Below are 20,294 nucleotides of genomic sequence, written 5' to 3' on the forward strand. Positions count from 1 at the left end.
GTCGAGCGCGTCCGGATGGCTGGCTCTCGGCGCTTCCATTGACTGTTGGCGTGCAGCCGGCACTCGTCCAATGAGTGTGTGACGGGTCGGATGACGGACGCTGGCTGCTTCTGCTGGTCGGGGCTCGACCACCTTGCGCAACAGCCTGCGCAGGTTCTCCAGGTAGTCCAGGTAGCGCTCGCGGTTCTCCCGAACCTGCCGGCGGGCGCTGTTGCGCGTACCGACGAACAACACCACGCCCAGCCCGACCGAGCCGACCAGGAACAACAGTCCGGCGATCGCCTGGACCGGCCGGCCCTGGCTCGTCAGGGTGACGATTAGCGAACCGGACCCGGAGATGATCGGGGGGTGAGGACGACGGCGAAGTTCGCGCCACCCTGCTGGCCTCCGCTCTGCTGCGGTGGGGCCGCCACCAGGATGGGATCGGAGCCGGGATCGGGCACCGCGATGCGGGCCGGCCGCTGCACCAGGGTGGTCGTCATGCCGCCGACGATATGCTCTCCCGGCGAGGGCGGCGCGCACTGAGGTAGCAGGTGAGCCGTCGACCGGAATTGATGCGCGAGCCAGCCGGCGCGGTTGCCGGAGTGCCGCTGAAAAGCGGCACTGCCACTGGGTCGAAACGAGGGGGCGCAGTGCCAGCGGGCTACAGCCGAGTCACCGTGGTCAGCGACTCGCGCCGCGTCGATGTCGCGCTGCCCGCGGCCCTACCAGTGACGGACCTCTTACCCCAGCTGCTCAGGCTGTGCAGTCCGCCGCAGCCAGGCAGCCAGCACCCCGTTTCGTGGGCGCTGGTCCGCTTCAACGGCACCCTGCTGCAGCCCGAGGCATCGCTGTTCGAGTCCGGGGTGATCGACGGCGAGGTGCTGGAGCTGCGCGGCGGCGCGAGCGCCGGCCGTCCCGCGTATGTCGAGGATGTCAGGGACTCCGTCGAGGACGTGGTGGACGGCTCCGGACGGCTGTGGCGTGGCCAGATCAGCCTCCGGTTCGCGCTGATCGCCGCCTCGCTGGGGATGTTCGCGTTGCTTTTCGATCCAGCCGTACGTGCCAGCGGCTCGTTCGCCGCGCTCGGCCTCGCCGCGGTGGTGGCGATCGCGCTCTGCGGCGCCGGCTGGTGGGCCGGCACTCAGGGCGAGCCCAGCTCCGGTCGGCTGGCGATCGTGGTGGGCTGCCTGTGGGCCGGTCTCGCCGGCTGGCTCGGCGTCCTTGCGGCCGGCGGGTCGATGCCGCTCGCCGGCGCGGTCGCGCTGGTGGCCGCGCTGGTCCTGGCCTCGCTCGTACGAGCCGGCACCCCGCTCGCGGCTGGCCATCTCGCCGGCTTCGCGGTGGCCGGCGCGGTCGGGTGTGTGCGCCGCGGTCACCGCCCTGCTGGGTGGGCCGATCGACGACGTGATCCGGATCGCTCCGGTGCTGCTGGTCGTGGTCGTCGGCGCGATGCCTCGGTTGTCCCTGTCGGTCGGCGGCCTCGCCTCGGCCGACTACCTGGTGCGCTCGGGCGGTCAGATGGCCTCGAACACGCTGACCGACCGGCTGTCCCGCAGCGGCGCCTCGCTGGTCGGCGCGCTGATGGGCATCGGCCTGCTGACTGACCGCCATCGCCTGCGTTCGGCTCGCGTTCATCGACAGCTATTGGGACCGCGGCCTCGGCGCGTTGCTTGCCATCGCGCTGCTCCTGAGATCGCGGGCGTTCTCGCAGATCTGGCACATCCTGCCGCTGCGCGCCGCCGGTGTGATCGGCCTGGTCGCGCAGGGCTATGGCCTGGTGTCGTACGAACCGTCGCTGCGGCTCTGGGTGCCACTGGTGGCGGTTGTGTGTGGTGGCGGTCGCGTTCGTACTGGTCAGCGCCGTGCACCCGAGTGACATCGCAAGAGCCCGAATCAAGCGGATCCTGGACTGGGCGGAGCGGCTGATCGTGGTCGCCCTCGTCCCGGTCTGCGCGCCGGTGCGGTCGGCGCGTACGCGCTGGCCATGTCAATGTTGGTCAAATGACGGCAATGTCTGTGCTGCGGTGCCGCGAGAGGCCAGCCCGGTGACCGGCCCGGACCGTACGCCGGCCGACCCCGCCGACCCCGCGAAAGCGCAGGGCCGCGCTGCTGTGCCTCCCAAACGGCCGGCTGAGGTGCCGGCTGAGGGGGCCGACCAGAGCGCGCCCAGGTCCGGTGCCCCCGCCGGCACCCGGCCGCAGGGCCGCGCCCAGGCACCGCTCGCCGCACCGGCCGATGACTCCGGCACCAGCCGCCAGGCCGGCGGGTACGGCCGGTCGGCCGGCCGCGCGTCGGTGCCACCTCCACCCGCTGCCCCGCCTCCCGCTGCCCCGCCTCCTGCTGCCCAGTCACCTGTTGTCCAGTCACCTGGTAGCCAACAGCCGGGCGTACGACCTCCAGCCACCCCGCCAGCTCGGCCGAGTGAGAACCCGCCGGGCAAGTGGCCGTCGTACTTGCCGGAGCCCCCGCCCGGCGCGTTCCCGTCCGGCCGCCCCGGCGGGCCACCGCCGCCAGCCACCGGGCCGCCACCGACCCCTGCTCGCCCCCCGGTGCCGCCGACGCCGTACCGATCAGCGCCATCGGCGGGTCCGGTATCGACGCCGCCGGCCGGCCAGCCACCGGCTCGGCCCGCATCGGGGCCACCACGGTCCACGCCAGGTGACCGGCCGGCCGCTGCTGGGCGAGAGGGCGAGCGTCCACCGGTACGCCGACCCCGCACCCCGCCGCCTCCGCAGCCTGGCCCACCGCCCGCCCTCGGCCCGCCGCGCTATGTCGGCCCCTCCGGCAGCAACCCACGCCCACCGGCCGCCGCACCGCGGCCCAACCAGTCCGCTCGCCGTCCGAGCCCGCCACCGCCCGGGTACCCACCAGCGCCGCCCGTCCCGCCACCGCCAGCACGGCCGCCAGCACCGCCGCGCTCCGACCCACCACGCCCGGCTGCCCAACAGCCATCGCGGCAAGCCCAGCCGCCAGTGGTACAGCCTCCTGAGCCCGCATCGACGCCACCGGCAGCAGCAGTACGGCCGGCATCCACTCCGCCGGCGCCTCCTCGGCCGGTGGCCCAGTCTCAACCGATGGCCCAGTCTCAACCGGCGGCCCAGTCTCCGGCCGCGCCTACCTCAACGCCACCAGCCAGCCGACCGTCCGCGAGTGGGCCACCATCGCGCCCGACCCAGCCCATTCCGCACCCTGGCCCGCCGCCCATCCCGACCGGCTCCGCAGCGGGATCCGTCGAGCCGTTCGCGCCCGTACGGCCAACCGCGCCGCCCGCCTCGGCAGCACGGCCGGCTCCGCCCGCACCCCAGCCAACGCGCCCGCCGGCCACGCCCGCACGTCCGGCGTCCGCGCCGCCGGCTAGACCGACGAGCACTCCGCCGGCGGCAGCCTCACCCGGTCCAGCACAACCCGGTCCAGCACAACCCAGGCCAGCACAACCCAGGCCAGCGCAGCCCGGTCCGCCGCCACAGGTAGGCCCGCCGCGGCCGGTTAGTGCCCGGCCGGCGCAACCACCGCGGGCCGCCTTGCCCGCACCCGTTTCCGCTGGACAGCTGCCCGTTAATCCGGCGAACCCGTACGACGCCATCCCGGCGCCCTGGCAGCCGCAGTCGTCCTCGGTGCTGGCCGGTCCGATCGCTACCCCGCCGCGAGGCGCAGGGCCAAACACCCCGCCAGGCGCACTGCGGCGCGCGCGCCGCGCCCGGTCGGGCCGCCGGCGGTCAAGGGCGGGCTCAGTACGGGCGGCGGTGTGTGACTGGCTGGCGAGGGCTCGTGTCGTCCGTCGTCTTCGGCATCGTCAATCCCGGCTCGGCCGCCGTCGCCGAGCGTGAGCGGCGGGTGCTCGCGACGGTACGAGGCCGCCAGCCGGGCCCACAGATGGTGGCGTTGATCGGTGCCGGCAATCGGGTCGGGACCTCCACCACGGCCGCCGGACTCGCGCTGACCCTCGGTGCGTTGCGTCGGGAGAACGTGCTGCTGATGGCTGTGGTGGCCGGTGGCGCGTCGATCGGCGAGCGGCTGTCCGGGCAGCGGGCGCCGTCGACCGCGGACGTACGCCAGGTGGGCGGCGGTATGGTCGACCCGCTGATGATCCCGTCCGGCGTACACGTTATCGACGCCGCGCCGTACAACAACCCGCTGTCCCGTACGGCTACCGCGGAGATGCTGGACAACTCGCGGAACAAGTACGCCTTCACCGTGGTGGACGCGGCCACCAACGTCGAGGACGCCGGCATGACCAGCATCGCCCGGGCCGACCGGGTCGTGGTGGTCACCCTCGGCACCCCCCAGGGCCTAGGCGCGGCCCAGGGTGCGCTGGGCCGGCTGCGGCCGCGGGTGGGTACGCCGATGCAGCCCGCCGTGGTGTTGACCGTGCTGCTCCCGCCCGGTGGCTCGCGGGCCTCCGTGCAGTCGTCCGCGGACCAGTTGGCGGCCGCGGTCGGCGGCATCGCGGTCCTGGTCCCGTACGACCCGGCGCTGGCCACCGGCGGTCGGCTGGACCCCGGCGGCCTCACACCCCGGACACCCGCCGCGGCTATCTCGACCTGGCCGTCGCGATCACCGCCAACGCATAGAAAAGCGTCTGGAAACCGAGGCGTCCAGACGCTTTTCAGCTACTTCAGGCTGCCGTTGCGGATCCGGGTCTTGTACTCGTCGACGCTGTTGTAGTAGTTGTGCGCGACCTGGTTGTTGTCCTTGTCCGAAGCCTGGTTCTGGAAGGCGCTGGTGTCCACCCCGGCGCCCTTGATGGCCGTGCGCAGAGTGTCCTGTGCGGCACTGGACTGGCTCGGGTTGGGCAGCAGTTCGGTCGAGGACTTCAGGTGCCCGTCGGTGAACAGCTCCGGGTTGTGTGTGCGCGGTGATCTTGCCCTCGCTGGCCAGCTCGTTGACCTCGCCGTAGTAGGTGTTGTATTGCAGCCGGTCGAGGCCGTAGCCGTTCTGGGTGGAGATGTTGATCGGGATCTTGCTCGGATCCGACGGCGTGGTCGCGTCCGCGTAGGCCGAGTTGAAGAGGCTCTTGCCGCCGGCGATGAGCAGTTTGGCGACCCCGCTGCCGCCCGGGATCGGCGCCAACACCACGTCCTTGATCAGGCCGGCGACCACCTTCTCCGAGGCCGCGTGGATAGCGGCCGCCTTCTGCTGCGCCTCCTGGTCGCCGAGGCCGGTCTCGATCAGCCCGTTGTTGACGCCGACCTCCAGGTACGAGTCGATCCTTGCGACCGAGTTGCCCAGTTGCACAGCGTGCTGGTCGTTCGTGCTGACCTCCATACCGCCGAGCTTCTGCTCGTACAGCTGCACCGACGTGGATAGTGCCTCGGCGGCCTTGGGGTCGGTGGCGATCAGGCTGAAGATCCGGATCCGGTCGCCCTCGCTGATCTGCACGTCACCGCCGCGTACGTCCGTCGGCCCGCCATCGGGGTCGGCGGCGAACCGGTCGATGAAGCCCACCGCGGTCTCGCCGAGCGCCGCCGTGATGGCCGGGTTGCGGGCGCCGAGGGTGTGGTTGTCGCCGGTCGAGCCCGGGATGTTGGTCAGCAGGTTGTAGCCGCCGTCCTTGCCGTTCGCCTGGCCGACCAGTGCGAAGAGGCGGTTGGCGGCGCTGTTGGCGAGCGCCTGGTCGGCCGGGTTGGACGAGTTGTGGGCTGGCCCGATCCAGTCGATCAGGTGCGCGGCCGTACGGCCGTCATCGGCGTACTCGTAGCTGAGCAGCGCCGCCACCGGGTTGGTGTAGTGGTCGTGGCCGTCGCCGAGCCCGTTGGACGAGCGACCGCCGGGCACGTGGCTCGGATCGAAGCCAACGCCGTTGAGCACGTCGGTGATGCCGGCGTGGTTGCGGGTGGCGACGTTGAGCAGCCCGGTGATCAGGTGGTCGGCGGCACCGTGGTCGAAGAGGACGTTTCCGGTCAGGCCGTGGTCCTTCAGGTCGCTGTCTTTGAAGCCCTGGCCGTAAAGCCGGTCGTGGAACGACTGCGACGCGTCCGCGATCTCGCCCAGCCGGTAGGTCAGCTGAGCGGAGAACTTCTCGCCACCGGAGAGATGTTCGGCGGGGTGTTGCCGAGCAGGTTCAGCAGGCCGTTCCAGTCCTGCGGCCGGTTGATGGCGACCGGCTGGACACCGTTGTACGGGCCGGGGGCTTGGTACGCGTTGTCCGTCAGCAGGCTCCGCACCTCTGGCGGCAGTCGGTCGAACCCGCCGTGCTGGTTCGGGTCGTCGGTCTTGAGGTTTTCGTTGGACAGCAACAACAGGCCGCTGCCGAGGTCGGTGGTGTAGCGGCCCTTGTCGGCGTCGTTGAAGCCGCTCTTGCTCAGGTAGTCCGGCAGTTTGAAGACATTGCCGCCGAGTCCGTTGTAGAGAGTGGTCAGATATGCCAGTACGCCGGCCGAAACTCCGACGCCGGCCGCGATCGCGGCGGCGGCACCGCTGTTCACCTGGTCCAGCAGCTCCAACGCTCGGCGTACGTCCTCCTGCGACACGTTCTTGCCGTTCGCCGCGTCGTTGAGGACCTGCGCCGCGTGCTGGGCGTCGGCCGCGGTCACCGGCGGGGTGACGTGATGGCCGGGAAACGCCACGTACGAACCCCACGACAGCGCGCCCGCCTTGGCGAGCGCCTGTAGGTCCGCGTCGTTCGGGTCGTGCTGCACCCGGCCGGCCAGGTCGTTGGCCTGCGTCCGGAGAAACTCGAGCAGGGCGTGCGCGCGACCAGTGATGTCGCCGGCCTTGTCGTTCTGGGCGCTGTCGACCGCCGAGTGGTAGGTCGCCAGTGACGCCTTCTGCTCCTCCGGCGTGATGTCGTTGGCCTCGGCCTGCCGGCCGGTGAGCGGCCGCGCCACCCCGAAGCCGGTGGACAGCGCCTGCTGCCACTCGGCGAGCAGCGCGTTCCGCTTGGTCTTGAAGTCCTGCACGTCCAGCGACCAGTTATGCGCGATGTCCGCGCCGTAGGTGGCAGATCCGTACGCGGCCTCGAAAGCGGCCAGGTTCTTGCCCGCCAGGTCCTTGATCGGGCCGGCGATGACCTCGGAGAACTGCAGCGCGGCGGTGTTCACCGCGCTGTTCACGTCGGAGCCGTGCCCGCTGATCACCGCGGCGACTCCGCGCAGCTGGTTCGCGGCGGCGTCGATGGTGCCGGGGTCGGCCGGGGTGTCTGGGATATCTGGGGTGGCAGCCATGGGATTCAGTCCTCGTTTATCGCAAGATCAGATGGCGCGAACAGAGCCGCGGTTGATCGACGGCAAAGTGCTCTGGGCCTGCCCAAAGCCGGTCGAGTTGTCGCTGTCGGTGGCGACCAGCGCGGCGGCGCCGGTCTGGATGTTGATGCCGGAGGTCTGCGCGAGAGTGAGTACGGCGTTGATCCGGTCGATGAAATGGGCCTGGTATCCGCCGTACGCACCGGGAAGGCTGGCTTCCTTGGCAGCGTCGGCGCACGCTTGGGCGGCCCCGGTGAACTGGCCGCGGACAGCGTTCGCGGCGTCCGCGGCTGCCTGCGTGTTCTGACCGGCGGAGTGCGCCTCGTTCGGGTTGCCGGCGACGTCCATCGGATCTTCCTCCCTCACATCCACGATCCGGCGGTCCTCGCACCGGATGATCACCAGCCTAAATGCAGGTCCGAGCTGGCAACTCCCGGAATCGTGCCACCACGGCGGCGACCGCTCCCCAGTTCGTGCCACCTCCGCGCCGGAGGGCCGCGGCCGGTGCGTACGAGCGGCAGAGTCCTCCTTGTCGCCCAGCAGGGAGCTGGGACTCCGGCCGCACCAGCAAGTCGCGGCGGAGCATCGCGGAAGGGCTCACTGCCATGGCTGACAACTTCATTGGTTTGACTCAGGCGAATGCGTTGGGTCAGGGCGGGCAGCATCTGGGTTCGCAGGCGCAGAGCATTCAGCAGCAGTTGAACGCGTTGATTGATGACATGTCCAAGGACAAGGACGTGATTCAGGGCAATGGGTTGGTGGCGTTCCAGAACGCGAAGAACGAGTTGGTGGGTCGTTTTGGTGAGTTGATGCAGTGGATCAACACGCACGGTATTCACCTGAGTGATGCGCAGACCGGGGTCAATTCCACCGATCAGCAGTCCGGTGACGACCTGTCCAGCGCCAGCTCCGGCCTGTCTGCCCTGGTCGCCAACCCGAACCGCTGAGCCCGCGATGTCAGCTGAGCAACCGATGTCAGCTGAATAACGATGCCAACTGAATAACGATGCCAACTGAATAACGATGCCAACTGAATAGCCGCCGGGGAAATCCACCACTGTCCCACGGGGGAATAGAGAGATGGGGCGGTCACTACGACAGTGGCCGCCCCTTCTGCCAGCGACAACATCGCTCTCCCCAGTTCGTGCCAGGTCCGCGCGCAGGTGCGGCTGGACCGACCGGGAGCCGGCAAAGTAGTCATCAACGGCAAGAACAAAGTGTTTCTCACCAGGGAGTTTGTTATGGGCGCACAGTACGAGGTCGGCGGGAATGTCTCCGGGCTGCAGAACCTGGCGTCCGACCAGCAGAGCTACATCGGCCGGTTCAACGGCATCCTGAACGAGATCAACTCGGCCGCCAAGGACACCCTGTCCAAATGGGACGGTGGCTCCTCCGAGGGTTATTCCAAGCAGCACCAGGAGTACGACGCGCACTTCACCCAGGTGCAGAGCGCGTTCAACAAGCTCGTGTCGGCCACCGACGGCGCCGCCAGCAACTACTCCGCGTTGATGGGCAAGCTCAACGGCCTGTTCGGCGGGTAGCACGGCTGGCTCGTACGGGCGGATGGGAGCATGGGCGGCGTGACCGTACCGTTCGGCCAGCCGCCGCAGTATCCAGGAGGCCATCAGCAGCAGCCGCAGGCGCGGCGCGGCCGGACAGCAGCAGCCACCACCACCAGCACCACAGCCCCAGCCGACCGTCCCGCCCGCGTTCGTGACCACCCCGAACGCAGAGCGTCACCTGCTGGAGGCGGACGCGTTGCGGCGCCGCCAGCTCGGATCGGCCTTCCTGCACGGTTCCGGGCGGACCTGGCGGGATCGCCGTACGGTCTGGCCGTTCGCCGTGCTGGGCGTCGCGGTGGTGGCCGTGGTGATCGCCGGGTTCGCGGTCACCGGTGCCTTCCGGGCCCAGCAGTGCGACACCGCGAAGATGGCCCAGCAGCAGGCGAGTCCGTCCGCCACCGCGGTGCCAGCGGCCTGCATGAGCTCGACAGAGCCGTCGACAGGGCCTTCGCCCAAGCCGACGACGCGGACCTCGGTCACGCCCTCCCCGTCACCGTCTCCGGCTCATCCGTCGGCCAAGCCGTCCGCTTCGAAACCGCCGGCATCCAAGAGTTCCGGCTCGATTCCAGGTCAGCCCGGAGGCTGACGAATCACCACAAAAACTACCGAGCGACACAAATTGCATACTATTTGTGACACGCCGTATCGGGGACCGTTCGTCGCAGGGAAACGGCCGCTTATCGCATTACTTGAGGTGTCCGCTTCCGCAGCGTGACCGTCGGTCCTTAGTGTCCGTCACACGAGGCCGCTACAGGGCGTCGCAACGGAATTACTGTCTGCCCCTGGGGGGGGGGGCTGAGGTTCGTCTGGTTCCGGCCGGCCGGAACGGGCGCGCACTGAAGGGTGGGGGGCGGCCGCGTCCGCGCGGCTGTCAGTGCACCACCAACGTCGGCGAGGAGGCAGAGGCCCTCGCCGGCGTTGGTGTGTTTCCAGCCGAGAGTCTTAGGTTAGCCTCAACTCATGCCCGCGACCGTCCCCCTGCTCGAGCTGCGAGGCGTGGCCGTCGGGTATGCCGAGCGGCTGGTCCTTCAGGACATCGATCTGGCCGTACCGGCCGGCAGCGTCACCGCGATCCTGGGTGCGAACGGGTCCGGCAAGTCGACGCTGTTGCGCACAGCCGCCCGCCTGCACAAACTCGCGGCCGGCTCCATCCGGGTGGGCGGGACGGAGTTGTCCGAGCTGTCGGCCGGTGCGTTGGCCCGCCGGCTGGCCTTCCTGCCGCAGTCCGCGCTGGTGCCGCCGGGAGTGTCCGTACGAGAACTGGTCGGCTACGGCCGTACGCCCCATCAGGGCCTGCTCGGCCGGGCCAGTGGCACCGACCGGGAAGCCGTCGACGAGGCGTTGGCGCGTACGCGCCTGAGCGATCTCGCGGACCGTACCGTCGACGCGTTGTCCGGCGGCGAACGGCAGCGGGCCTGGATCGCGATGGCACTGGCGCAGCGGACCGACGTGCTGCTGTTGGACGAGCCGACCACGTTCCTGGACCTGCGGCACCAGAGCGAGGTGCTGGACCTGCTGCACGACCTCGCGGCGGACGCTGGCAAGGCGGTGGTGGCCGTGCTGCACGACCTCAACCACGCCGCCGCGGTCGCTGACCAGGTGGTGCTGGTCGGGGACGGTCGGCTGATCGCCGCCGGTCGGCCCGCCGAGGTGATCACCACCGAGCACATCCGGGCCGGCTACCGGTTGGAGGTCGCCGTGGACACCGACCCGGAGACCGGGACGCCGGTTTGCCGCCCGTACCGCTTGAACCACTACTGAGGAGTCCTGTTGAAATCCACCCGCCGGCTCGGCGTTGTCGTCGTACTCGCCTTGGCCCTGACCGGTTGCGGCTCCGCACCGTCCACATCGGACAGTGCGGCTGGTGCGGTCAGGGTGACCGACGCGAACGGGACGCAAAGCCTGAAGGCGCCGGCCAAGAGAGTCGTCGCGCTGGAGTGGTCCTACGGCGAGGACCTGCTCGCGCTCGGCGTACAGCCGGTCGGGGTGGCGGATATCGCCGGCTACAACACGTGGGTGACCGCCGGCTCCCGGTTCGTACCGTCCACAAAGGACGTCGGCAAGCGGCAGGAGCCCAGCCTGGACGCGATCTACCAGCTCAAGCCGGACCTGATCGTCACCGACGCGGACCGGGTCACGCCGAACTCGTTGGCAGCACTGAAAAAGATCGCGCCAACGCTGGTTTTCGACGCGTACGTCAAGCCAGATCACCTGACCGGCGCGCTGAACTCCTTCCGGCAGCTGGGCACCGCGGTTGGTCGTACGTCCCAGGCACAGGCCGTGGTCGGTCGGGCAGCTCGACAGCGCCTTCGCGGCCGGCAGAACTCGGTTGGCGGCCAAGAAAAAAGCCGGCGCGAGCGTGGTCGTCGTACAGGCGTTCACCACCAAAGGCAGCCCGCAGCTGCGGATGTTCACCCCCAACTCGATCCCCGGCCAGATCGCCGGCCGGCTCGGGTTGGTGGACAGCTGGCCGGGCAAGGACGCCGGCTCCGGCTTCACCACCGTCGGCGTCGAGGGGCTGACCCAGGCCGGCTCCGCTGACCTGCTTTATGTCGCGGTCAAGAACGACAATCCGTTCGCGACCGCGTTGCCAGGCAACGCCGTCTATGCAAAATTGCCCGCAGTCGTACAGAAACGGGTGTTCGCGCTGGATCCTGGCACTTGGTTCTTCGGCGGTCCGCTGTCCGCTCAGCAGGCCATCGCCGAATTCCTCCGCGTCTACCAGGCTTGAGGTCCGCGGAACCGGCGCGGCTCGGGCGCAACGCCGTTGTCGTCGGCATCGGGCTGGTCGTCGCACTCGTAGTCGTTTCCCTGCTGGCGCTCAAAACCGGCGTCGCCAGGGTGTCGATGGGAGAACTTTTCGGGGCCTTTTTCGGTGGTGGCGCCGATCGGGGGGTGCTGCTGGGCAGCCGGCTGCCCCGGCTGGTCGCTGGCCTGGTGGCCGGAGCCGCACTGGCCGGCGCTGGCACCCTTTTGCAGGCCACCACCCGGAATCCGTTAGCCGGTCCGGAAACACTCGCGGTGAACAGCGGCGGTTACCTCGCCCTGGTGGCCACCGCCGCGCTCGGTGTGACACTGCCCGGGTTCTCGCGACCGCTGGTCGCGCTGGCTGGCGGGCTGGCCGCCGTGCTGCTGGTGCAGGCCGTCATCGGGGTCGGCCGGGTCTCGGCGGCGCGGCTGCTGCTCGGCGGTTTCGCGATCAGCCTGGCACTTTCGTCGATCGCCGCCGTGCTTTTGTTGTTCAACGAACAGGCGACCGCAGGACTTTACCTGTGGGGGCAGGGAAGTTTCTGCTGCAGCTGCAGCTAGCCGGAGGGAGGGCCGGCGATGGCGCTCGCGGCGGTCGTCGGCGTCCTGGTGCTGGCGATGTTCTTGGCACGGCCATTGGACTTGCTCGCTACCGGTGACGACGTGGCCCGTTCACTGGGCGTCCCCGTGCGCACTGTCCGGACCGTGGCGATCCTCGCGGCGGTGGCGATGGCCGCGATCGCGGTCAGCGTCACCGGCCCGATCAGCTTCGCCGGCATCGTCGTCCCGCACCTGCTGCGCGGCCTCGGCGTACGCCGGCACCGGTTGTTGTTGCCGGCCAGCGCCCTCTGGGCAGCTGTTCTGGTGCTGGCCGCCGACCTCGCCGGCCAGTGGCTCGATCCGGCCAGCGGCGAGATCCCGGCCGGCGTCACGGTCGCGATCTTGGCCGCGCCGATCTTCCTGGTGATGGCCCGCCGGGTGCCGGTCGGGCAGGCCGGAAGCGCCGCCGACGGCGCCCATCCTGATGGGCGCCGGCTACCGTACGGACTGCTGCTGTCTGGGCTGGTCGTCGTACTGCTGGTCGCGGTGGTCGCTGGCCTGGTGTTCGGCGACCTCACTGTCGCGCCGCTGGACGTGCTGCGCTTCCTGACCGGCGCAGACGCTGGTTTCGCCGAGATCGTGCTGTCCGTCTTTCGGCTGCCGCGGCTGCTGGTGGCCGCCGTGGCCGGCGCCGCACTGGCTTCCGGCGGCGTACTTTTGCAGGCTGTTGTACGAAACTCCATCGCCGAACCGTCGTCGTCGTCGGCGTCACCGGCGGCGCGTCACTGGCCGCGGTCAGCGTCGTCATCCTGCTCCCGGCCGCGCCCGCCTGGCTGCTGCCGGCCGCCGCTTTCGTCGGCGGCTCCGCGATTTTCGCCGCCGTCTATGCGATTTCGGCGGTCGGCGGTCGGGTCGCACCGGCCCGGCTGGTGCTGGTCGGCATCGCCGCCTCCGCCGCGGCCGGCGCTGGCGTGGCCTGGCTGGTGTCGAGCTCGGGCCTCGCCCTCGCGCGGGCGTTGGTGTGGCTGTCCGGCACCACCTACGGCGTCAGCCTCGCCAACTTCTGGCCACTGCTCGCCGTCGCGGTCCTTATGGTCCCTCTACTGGTCGGCGGCACGCACCGGATGGACCTGCTGGCCCTGGGCGACGAACTGCCTCGCTCGCTGGGCGTACGCCTGGACCACCTCCGCCTCCTCCTGCTGGCCGCCGCCGTCCTGCTCACCTCCGCTGCCGTCGCCACCGTCGGCGCGATTTCCTTCGTCGGCCTGGTCGCGCCACACCTCGCCCGCCTGCTGGCCGGCCACCGGCACGCCCGCCTGGTCCCGGTCGCCGCCCTCCTCGGCGCCACCCTGCTGGTCACCGCCGACACCCTCGGCCGCACTGTGCTCGCCCCCGCCGAAATCCCCTCCGGCCTGGTGGTCGCCCTCATCGGCACGCCGTACTTCGTCGCCCTACTGGCCCGGTCCCGCCGCTCCTGACGCTGACTTCCCCGAACACTCTTCCCAGAAAACGTGGCTCCCGAGTCGAGCCTGCCAGCCGGCACCGACAGTTTCGCGCTCGTCGTTTTCAGCCCATCTCCATGGAGGGGTGCGGCGCGAAACTGTCGTACCCACCCCCAAAAATCACCCCCACCCAGTGACGGGTGGGGGGCGGGTTCGAGGACCAATGTTCAAACAAAAAATTAAGGTCCACCTCTCAACCCACCCCCCGCCCGTTCAAAGGGAGGGGGAAAGAAAAACAGACACGTACGACAATTTCGTGCCGTCAAGCGCCCTTGACACGTCAAAGAAACCTTCACCGGGAGGCTACGAGTCGAGTGCCGCGAGCAGTTTGGGTATCGACTCGCGGACGGTTCGCAGAGCCGCTGGGTCGCCACTCGTACGAGCGAGCAACAGTGCGCCTTCGATCGAGGACAGGACGACAGTCGCCGCTTGGGTCGGCCGGCGGTGGCCGGCGGCGGACAGGTGTTCGGCGATCACCTCGGCCCAGCCGGCGAAGGCGGCAGCGGCCGCTTCTCTCTCGGACCGCGGTTCCGGCCATCGGTGCTTCGGCGGCGACTGGAGCGACCGGGCAGCCCTCCAGGCCGTCGCTGCCGGCCATCGACTGTTCCAGCAGGCTGATCCAGGCCTGGATCGCGTGTGCTGGGGTGGCGGCGCCGGTCAGCGCGGTCCGCAGGTGGTCGGCGATCACGGCTCCACTTCCGCGCAGCACGATCGCCGCCAGATCCTGCTTGCCGCCGGGAAAGTGATGGTAGAGCGACCCGGCGACCACGCCGCTTTCGTCGAGGATCTGCTTGATGGATGTGTTCGCGTAGCCCTGCCGCCGGAACAGCCGGCCGCCGGTCCTCAGCAGCCGTTTACGGGCATCGGGCTGATCGGGCAGGGTCGGCTCCTCGCCATTGACGCACTGTCGTTAGAACGGTCATTCTAGCGCTAGAACGATCATTCTAGGGAGTGTCATGCGAGAGCTGAGGTATGTCGGACCGCGCGCCATCTGGAGTGGCACGAGGTGCCGGCGCCGCGACTGGGGTCGGACCTGGCCGCGTTGGTACGGCCCGTCGCGGTCGCCGGCTGCGACCTGGACGAACCGATCGTGGCCGGCGTGACGCCGGTGACCGGGCCGTTCCCGCTCGGTCATGAGGTGGTCGCCGAGGTCGTCGAGGTCGGACCGGCGGTAGCGGACGTGGCGCCGGGGGACCTGGTGTCGGTCGCGTTCCAGATCAGCTGCGGCAGTTGTGTCCGCTGTCGGCGCGGCGAGACCGGCCGTTGCCAGCAGGTAACGGCCGGTTCGTCGTACGGGATGGGGCAGCTCGGCGGCGGGGTGCGACGGTGCGCTCGCGGATGTCCTGCACGTCCCGTACGCAGACGCCATGTGCCTGGGACTGCCAGCGGACGTCGACGTGGTGGCCGTCGCGGCACTGGGGGACAATCTGAGCGACGCCTGGCGGACGGTGGCGCCGCACCTGAAGGACGCCTTGGAGCCGCGGGTTCTGGTGTACGGACACGCTTCGATCGGCCTCTCTATGCGACCGCGACGGCCCGCGCCTTGGGCGCCGAGGTGACCTACGTCGACCCGAACGAGGAGAACTGCGCGGTCGCCGAACAACTGGGCGCCACGGTTGAATGCCGGACGCTGCGGGCCCGTACCCGATCGCATCCGATCGTGGTCAACAGCAGTGGGGACGAAGCCGGTCTGCGCTCGGCGTTGCGGTCCACCCAGGCCGGCGGGGTGCTGACCGACACCGGGATCTACTTCGGCAACGATGTTTCGTTGCCAATGCTGGAAATGTACGCCAAGGGTGTCACGCTGGTGACCGGCCGTGCGAATGTCCGGCCGGATATGCCGGCGGCGCTGGCCGAGGTGCTCGCCGGCCGGTTGCGTGCCGATCTGGTGGTCACCCGCACCGCCGACTGGGAGCAGGCCCCGGAGCTCTGGGGCACTCCGGGAGGCAAGCTGGTGCTGGTCCGTCAGTAGCCCGGCGGGCGGTAGCCGGCGTACGGGGTAGTAGGCCGGCGCCGGTTCGGTACGGCGGCGGACGATCACGATCAGCACGCTCGCGGCGGCGATGATCACCAGGCCCATCAGCCCGCCGCCGACCGCGATCGCGGCGATCAGCAGCCCGTTGCCGTCCGGCTGGGCACCACCGGCCTGCGGCTGGCCGGCACCCGGCTGGGCCGGCTGCATCGGGATCGGCTGCAGGTTGGGCGGGGTGCCACCCTGGGTCGGGTTGTCCGACGGCGTCCCGTCGGCGGGTGCGCCGGCCAGCAACGGGTTCGCGGTGACCTGCTGGACGTTACCGGTGAGCGCCGAATACGCCTGGATCTCGCCGAAGCCGTAGGCGTTGTCGCGGCCGGCCGGGCCCTTGTCCTGGACCGTCGAGATCAGCCGCTGGATCACGTTGGCCGCGTTCAGGTTCGGATACTGCGCGCGGATCAGCGCCACCACCCCGGAGGTGATCGCGGTGGCCTGGCTGGTGCCGTCACTGAGCTGATAGCTCGGGTCCGCCGACGGCGACGGGATGATGATGTTCATGGCCGGCGCCGCGACCACGGTTTCCGGGCCGGTCGCCGAGCCGTCCCACGCGTTACCGTCTCGACCGATGCCGGCGACCGCCACCACACCCGGCACGCTCGCGATGTTCGCCACCACCCTGTCGCCGTTGGCGATGTTGCCGGCCGCGGCGACCACCACGACGTCTTTCGACTGCGCGTACTGGATGGCCGACAGCAGGTCCGACCCGGTCGCACCCTGCCCGCCGAGCGAGAGGTTCGCGACCTTGGCGCCGTGATCGGCGGCGTATCGCAGGCCCTGCGCGATGGCCGACGACGGCCCGCCGCCCCTTCGCGCCGAGCACCTGGACCGGTAGCACGGTCGCCTCTGGAGCGACTCCGAGCACTCGCCCGTCTGCGCCGGATCCGGCGATCAGGGTCGCCATCGCGGTGCCGTGGCCTTCGGCGTCGGTACGGCCGTCGGTGCCTTGACCCGGGGCCGAAGCCGGTGCCGCTGACGACCTTTGCCGGACAGCTCCGGCACGTCCGCGTCCACGCCGGTGTCGATCACCGCGACGGTGACGCCCTGGCCGCGGGTCAGTTGCTGCGCCTGGGTGATTTGCAGTGGCGCGAGATACCACTGGCCCTGCCGGATCGGCAGCGCCGCCGCCGGGTCGGCGCCGAACAGGATGACCAGGACCGCGAACAGGGTCGCGATCGCTACCCCAGCGGTCCGGCTGAGGGGCTTGCCGTCGATGTTTCGCACCCTGCCACTCCATCGCCTCGCCGGCCGCCCGGACATGGCATGGCCGGAACCTGGCACGACATCGGGAGGCTGCTTCGATGGTGCGCTCCGCCCGCAAGCCCGGGTGCGGTGGAGACCCCTTCGCCGGCGCCGGAACGCGGTGCTCAGATGGGCGGTGGGGGCCATTGGTACGCCTCGCGGCGGGCTCGGGCGCGTTCGGTGCGGCGAAAGACCATGGTGGCGAAGGTGGAGATGAGCGTGATGCCGATCCCGATCGCGACGCCGACCGCGGCGGCCAGCAGGAGCAGGTGGCCGGAGTCGTCCTGCGCCGAACCGGCCTGCGGTTGCTTGCCGGGGTCGTCCGGGCCGGTGGGGGCGAGGCCGGGCAGGGTGGGCTGCAGCGGGGCCGGCTGGATCGGCACCGGCTGCAGGGTCGGGGAGGCCTCCGGGTCAGCGCCGGCGGTGGAGCCGCCGGTCAGCAGCGGGTTGCTGTAGACGCCCGGGACACGAGCGGTGAGGGCCGCGTACGGCTGGATCTCACCGAAGCCGTACGAGGTGTCCCGGCCGGGAGCGCCGCGGTCCTGGGCGGTGGCGATCAGCCGCTCGATGATGTTGGCCGCGTTAAGGCCGGGATACCGAGAGCGCAGGAGTGCGATCGTGCCGGAGGTGAGGGCGGTGGCCTGGCTGGTGCCGCTGCCGAGCGCGTAGTGCGGGTCGTTGCGGGCCGGGGTAGCGACCAGGATGCTGGTCGAGGGCGCCGAAACCACGGTTTGCGGGCCCTTGGCCGAGCCGCTCCACGGCGAGCCGTCCTTGTCGATGCCGGAGACGGCGACCACGCCGGGCACGCTGGCGAGGTTCGCCACCTGTACGTCCCCGCTGGCCACGTTGCCGGCCGCGGCCACCACCACAACGTCCCTGGCCAGCGCGTAGTCGATCGCGTCCCGCATGTCCGACGACGCCGCGCCGGGAGCGCCCAGCGACAGGTTGATGACCTTGGCGCCGCGGTCCGTCGCGTAGCGGATCGCGGCGGCGATCGCGCTGGCCGGCGCGCCCTGGTCGGCCAGCACTGAGATCGGCAGGATCGTCGATGCGGGCGCGACCCCGAGCACCTGGTCGTCAGCGCCGGCGCCGGCGATCAGCGAAGCCATCGCGGTGCCGTGGCCGGTGCTGCCGAGGTCCTTACGGCCGTCCGTGCCGGCGCCGGGGCCGAAACCACTGCCGGCGAGCACCCGTCCAGCCAGCTCCGGGATGGTGTCGTCCACGCCGCTGTCGATGACCGCGACGATCACCCCTTGCCCGCGCGCCTGCTGTTGCGCCTGCGGGATCTGCAGCGGCGCGAGATACCACTGGTGGTCCCTGATCGGGTAAGCGGCGGCCGGCGCCAGCGGTGCCGCGAACAGCAGGACAACGGTGACAAGCACCACTGTGACGGCCGCCCGGCCCCGCCTTCGCCCTGCCCCGTCGATGATCGCCGACTCCGTCAGTTGGTGGGCCAGCCGCCAGAATTCACTCCGCGGCGGCCTGGTTGCGCCGAATAGACCGGTTTCCAGGGTACCTGGATGGACCTGTGCGAGGAGGTGGGGGAAATACTGGCCCGAAGTACACCAGACACAGCTCACAGTCGGCCGCCCGGTACCCTCCCGATGTCCAGGCCAATCGAGAGTGAGTTGAGAGCTGACGTGGGGTACGGAGCGGGTCACCGAGTGTTGGTCACCGGCGGCGGCGGATTCGTCGGCAGCCACCTGGTCGACGGGTTTTTGGCCCGTGGCTGCGAGGTCGTGGCGGTGGACAACAACGTCACCGGTACGACGGACAACATCGCGCACCTGGCCAACGAGCCGCGGTTCAGTTTCGTCTCCGCGGACGTGTCGCTCGGCAACCTGTCCGAGGCCTTGCCGGTGCAGGGAAAGTTCGACGTGATCGCACACTTCGCGTCGCCCGCGTCGCCGGCCGACTTCGGCCGGATCCCGGTGGAGATCCTCCGGGTGAACTCGCAGGGCACCCAGAACTGCCTCGACCTGGCTCGTCAGCACGGTGCCCGGTTCCTGTTCGCCTCCACCTCCGAGGTGTACGGCGACCCCCAGGTGCACCCGCAGCCGGAGACGTACTGGGGCAACGTCAGCTCGATCGGCCCACGCTCGGTCTATGACGAGGCGAAGCGGTACGGCGAGGCGATCACCATGGCATACCGCCGAACTTATGGGGTAGATGTCAGGATCGTCCGCATTTTCAACACGTACGGCCCGAGAGAATGCGCATCGACGACGGCCGCGCCATCCCCCGAACTTCGTCTCCCAGGCGCTCGCCGACGAGTCGATCACGCTGTACGGCGACGGCACCCAGACCCGGTCCATCTGTTACGTGTCCGACCTGGTCGCCGGTATCTTGCTGCTGCTGGACTCGGACCAGACCGGCCCGATGAACTGCGGCACCGAGCACGAGATGACGATGGTGGAGCTGGCCGAGCTGATCAAGGACATCATCGGCTCCAAGTCCGAGTTCACCTTCCTGCCGATGCCCGAGGACGACCCGCTGGTACGCCGGCCGGACCTGACCCGGATCACCACCGAGCTGGGCTACCAGCCGCAGGTGTCGCCGAAGGAAGGCCTGCGCCGCACCATCGAAGACCTCGCCGCCCAGATCGGCGTACCCCTTAAGGCTTAGGGGTGGTCAATCCCGCGGATGGACTTGCGTCCGAACGGGCAACGGGGTAAGGGATCCCGTGCGGGGCCGCGGTACTGTCGACGGGTGCCTACTCCAACCCGATCGAGAGACCAACGGCAGCGGTGGCGGGACGGTCTACACCGGTCGTACGGTCAAGCCGCGACGGAACTGGAAGCGCATCTCGCTGATTGGCGGCGGGGTCGCCGTCGTGCTGATTCTGCTGCTCGGCGGTTATGCGTACGCCCGCGTGCAAACTCTGAACGGCAACATCACCCGCACCGACCCGTTCGCCGGGCTGGGCGACCGGCCACACAAAACCGTGGACGGTGCCCAGAACATCCTGGTCGTCGGCGACGACAACGCCGACGGCTCGCGGGGCTACCAGGGCGTGGAAGGTCAGCGGACCGACGCGATCATCCTGCTGCACATTCCGGCCGACCACACCAAGGCGTATTTGATCTCCATTCCGCGGGACACCTACGTTTCGGTGCCCAAGGCCAAAAACGGCCTCGGCGGCAACAAGACGAAAATCAACGCGGCCTATTCGTACGGCGGCGCGCCACTGCTGATCCAGACCGTCGAGAACTTCACCGACGTGCACATCGACCACCTGGTGGGTCATTGGATTCGCCGGCTTCAAAACGATGACCGATGCGCTCGGTGGCGTGGACGTGACAGTGGACAAGACGGTGACCGACCCACGCAGCAAGCGGACTTTCACCAAGGGCGTCAACCACCTGGACGGCACCGCCGCACTGGACTACGTCCGGCAGCGGTACGGGCTGCCGAACTCGGACTTCGACCGGCAGAAGCGGGCCCAGATCTTCCTCAAGGCGCTGCTGAAGAAGGCCACCTCGACCGGCACGCTGACCGACCCCGGCAA

General features: G+C 69.8%; 23 protein-coding genes and 4 pseudogenes. 15 read left to right on the plus strand and 12 right to left on the minus strand.

Annotation, left to right across the window (positions count from 1 at the left end; genetic code table 11):
* A partial coding sequence (locus tag GNX96_RS46225; RefSeq protein ID WP_163573732.1) for a hypothetical protein occupies window positions 1-267 on the minus strand: 267 nt, incomplete at its 3' end.
* A gap of 50 nt (window positions 268-317) precedes the next feature.
* Window positions 318-482: a hypothetical protein gene (locus GNX96_RS46230; RefSeq protein ID WP_163573733.1), complete on the minus strand. Its 165-nt coding sequence runs from the start codon at window positions 480-482 to the stop codon at window positions 318-320.
* A 150-nt stretch (window positions 483-632) separates the two neighbouring features.
* Here GNX96_RS46230 and GNX96_RS46235 point away from each other — a divergent pair, with 150 nt between their 5' ends.
* Complete coding sequence (locus GNX96_RS46235; RefSeq protein ID WP_163573734.1) at window positions 633-1,586, plus strand: EsaB/YukD family protein; 954 nt, start codon at window positions 633-635, stop codon at window positions 1,584-1,586.
* A 5-nt stretch (window positions 1,587-1,591) separates the two neighbouring features.
* On the plus strand, window positions 1,592-1,858 hold the full coding sequence (locus tag GNX96_RS46240) for a hypothetical protein (protein ID WP_279583327.1): 267 nt from the start codon (window positions 1,592-1,594) through the stop codon (window positions 1,856-1,858).
* Between the two features lie 111 nt (window positions 1,859-1,969).
* On the opposite strand, the gene GNX96_RS60510 is transcribed toward GNX96_RS46240, so the two are convergent.
* Complete coding sequence (locus GNX96_RS60510) at window positions 1,970-2,701, minus strand: hypothetical protein (protein ID WP_279583323.1); 732 nt, start codon at window positions 2,699-2,701, stop codon at window positions 1,970-1,972.
* Between the two features lie 366 nt (window positions 2,702-3,067).
* Entirely contained in the window at window positions 3,068-3,646 is a 579-nt protein-coding gene (locus GNX96_RS46250) for a hypothetical protein (RefSeq protein ID WP_163573737.1), read from the minus strand.
* A gap of 104 nt (window positions 3,647-3,750) precedes the next feature.
* Between GNX96_RS46250 and GNX96_RS46255 the strand changes: the two genes are divergently transcribed.
* Entirely contained in the window at window positions 3,751-4,647 is an 897-nt protein-coding gene (locus GNX96_RS46255; RefSeq protein ID WP_163573738.1) for a hypothetical protein, read from the plus strand.
* Here the strand turns inward: GNX96_RS46255 and GNX96_RS46260 are convergent.
* From GNX96_RS46260 to GNX96_RS46275, 4 genes are read right to left on the minus strand one after another with little or no spacing between them, the layout of a single operon-like run.
* Entirely contained in the window at window positions 4,537-6,060 is a 1,524-nt protein-coding gene (locus GNX96_RS46260; protein ID WP_452124518.1) for a TPR repeat region-containing protein, read from the minus strand. The two genes, GNX96_RS46255 and GNX96_RS46260, sit on opposite strands and share 111 nt — an antisense overlap.
* Window positions 5,982-7,145, minus strand: a complete 1,164-nt coding sequence (locus GNX96_RS46265) for a TPR repeat region-containing protein (RefSeq protein WP_163573740.1) — start codon at window positions 7,143-7,145, stop codon at window positions 5,982-5,984. The genes GNX96_RS46260 and GNX96_RS46265 overlap by 79 nt, the downstream gene beginning before the upstream one ends.
* Before the next feature lie 27 nt (window positions 7,146-7,172).
* Window positions 7,173-7,511, minus strand: a complete 339-nt coding sequence (locus GNX96_RS46270; RefSeq protein ID WP_163573741.1) for a hypothetical protein — start codon at window positions 7,509-7,511, stop codon at window positions 7,173-7,175.
* Between the two features lie 58 nt (window positions 7,512-7,569).
* Window positions 7,570-7,770, minus strand: coding sequence for a hypothetical protein (locus tag GNX96_RS46275; protein WP_163573742.1), 201 nt, complete (start codon window positions 7,768-7,770; stop codon window positions 7,570-7,572).
* Between GNX96_RS46275 and GNX96_RS46280 the strand changes: the two genes are divergently transcribed.
* From GNX96_RS46280 to GNX96_RS60520, 8 genes and pseudogenes are all read left to right on the plus strand, one after another.
* On the plus strand, window positions 7,769-8,110 hold the full coding sequence (locus tag GNX96_RS46280; protein WP_163573743.1) for a hypothetical protein: 342 nt from the start codon (window positions 7,769-7,771) through the stop codon (window positions 8,108-8,110). The two genes, GNX96_RS46275 and GNX96_RS46280, sit on opposite strands and share 2 nt — an antisense overlap.
* Window positions 8,111-8,263: 153 nt before the next feature.
* Entirely contained in the window at window positions 8,264-8,704 is a 441-nt protein-coding gene (locus GNX96_RS46285) for a WXG100 family type VII secretion target (protein WP_279583324.1), read from the plus strand.
* 172 nt (window positions 8,705-8,876) lie between these two features.
* On the plus strand, window positions 8,877-9,311 hold the full coding sequence (locus GNX96_RS46290; RefSeq protein ID WP_163573744.1) for a hypothetical protein: 435 nt from the start codon (window positions 8,877-8,879) through the stop codon (window positions 9,309-9,311).
* A gap of 374 nt (window positions 9,312-9,685) precedes the next feature.
* Window positions 9,686-10,486, plus strand: coding sequence for an ABC transporter ATP-binding protein (locus GNX96_RS46295; RefSeq protein ID WP_163573745.1), 801 nt, complete (start codon window positions 9,686-9,688; stop codon window positions 10,484-10,486).
* Window positions 10,487-10,495: 9 nt separating this feature from the next.
* The gene (locus tag GNX96_RS46300) at window positions 10,496-11,266 is read left to right on the plus strand and encodes an ABC transporter substrate-binding protein (RefSeq protein WP_163573746.1); all 771 of its coding nucleotides are present in this window, start codon (window positions 10,496-10,498) and stop codon (window positions 11,264-11,266) included.
* Window positions 11,184-11,456 carry a TroA family protein gene (locus GNX96_RS46305; RefSeq protein ID WP_163573747.1) on the plus strand — a complete coding sequence of 91 codons (273 nt, stop codon included), beginning with the start codon at window positions 11,184-11,186 and terminating at the stop codon, window positions 11,454-11,456. Before GNX96_RS46300 ends, GNX96_RS46305 begins: the two co-directional genes overlap by 83 nt.
* 116 nt (window positions 11,457-11,572) lie before the next feature.
* Window positions 11,573-12,709: pseudogene (locus GNX96_RS60515) on the plus strand (iron chelate uptake ABC transporter family permease subunit); the annotation flags it as partial.
* A gap of 74 nt (window positions 12,710-12,783) precedes the next feature.
* A pseudogene (locus tag GNX96_RS60520) lies at window positions 12,784-13,491 on the plus strand (FecCD family ABC transporter permease); the annotation flags it as partial.
* 316 nt (window positions 13,492-13,807) lie between these two features.
* Here GNX96_RS60520 and GNX96_RS67570 read toward each other — a convergent pair.
* A complete protein-coding gene (locus GNX96_RS67570) occupies window positions 13,808-14,395 on the minus strand; it encodes a TetR/AcrR family transcriptional regulator (protein WP_313885959.1) in 588 nt (195 codons plus the stop codon).
* Between the two features lie 219 nt (window positions 14,396-14,614).
* Here GNX96_RS67570 and GNX96_RS66810 point away from each other — a divergent pair, with 219 nt between their 5' ends.
* Entirely contained in the window at window positions 14,615-15,487 is an 873-nt protein-coding gene (locus tag GNX96_RS66810) for a zinc-binding dehydrogenase (protein ID WP_390624342.1), read from the plus strand.
* A gap of 91 nt (window positions 15,488-15,578) precedes the next feature.
* Window positions 15,579-15,851 carry a hypothetical protein gene (locus tag GNX96_RS66815; protein WP_163573751.1) on the plus strand — a complete coding sequence of 91 codons (273 nt, stop codon included), beginning with the start codon at window positions 15,579-15,581 and terminating at the stop codon, window positions 15,849-15,851.
* Here the strand turns inward: GNX96_RS66815 and GNX96_RS66820 are convergent.
* The 3 genes and pseudogenes from GNX96_RS66820 to GNX96_RS46340 all read right to left on the minus strand — a co-directional run.
* A pseudogene (locus GNX96_RS66820) lies at window positions 15,851-16,336 on the minus strand (S8 family peptidase); the annotation flags it as partial. The gene GNX96_RS66815 and the pseudogene GNX96_RS66820 sit on opposite strands and share 1 nt — an antisense overlap.
* Before the next feature lie 99 nt (window positions 16,337-16,435).
* On the minus strand, window positions 16,436-16,768 hold the full coding sequence (locus GNX96_RS60535; RefSeq protein ID WP_279583325.1) for a hypothetical protein: 333 nt from the start codon (window positions 16,766-16,768) through the stop codon (window positions 16,436-16,438).
* A 143-nt stretch (window positions 16,769-16,911) separates the two neighbouring features.
* Window positions 16,912-18,168 (minus strand): S8 family serine peptidase, encoded by a 1,257-nt coding sequence (locus GNX96_RS46340; protein WP_163573753.1) that lies wholly within the window; start codon window positions 18,166-18,168, stop codon window positions 16,912-16,914.
* A 222-nt stretch (window positions 18,169-18,390) separates the two neighbouring features.
* Here GNX96_RS46340 and GNX96_RS66825 point away from each other — a divergent pair.
* Together GNX96_RS66825 and GNX96_RS67575 are read left to right on the plus strand one after the other, a co-directional pair.
* A pseudogene (locus GNX96_RS66825) lies at window positions 18,391-19,401 on the plus strand (NAD-dependent epimerase/dehydratase family protein); the annotation flags it as partial.
* A gap of 68 nt (window positions 19,402-19,469) precedes the next feature.
* Window positions 19,470-20,294 (plus strand): LCP family protein (locus GNX96_RS67575; RefSeq protein ID WP_163573754.1); only part of this gene is annotated, 825 nt, incomplete at its 3' end.

This window comes from Fodinicola feengrottensis, from assembly GCF_010993775.1.
Classification (GTDB): Bacteria; Actinomycetota; Actinomycetes; order Mycobacteriales; family HKI-0501; genus Fodinicola; species Fodinicola feengrottensis.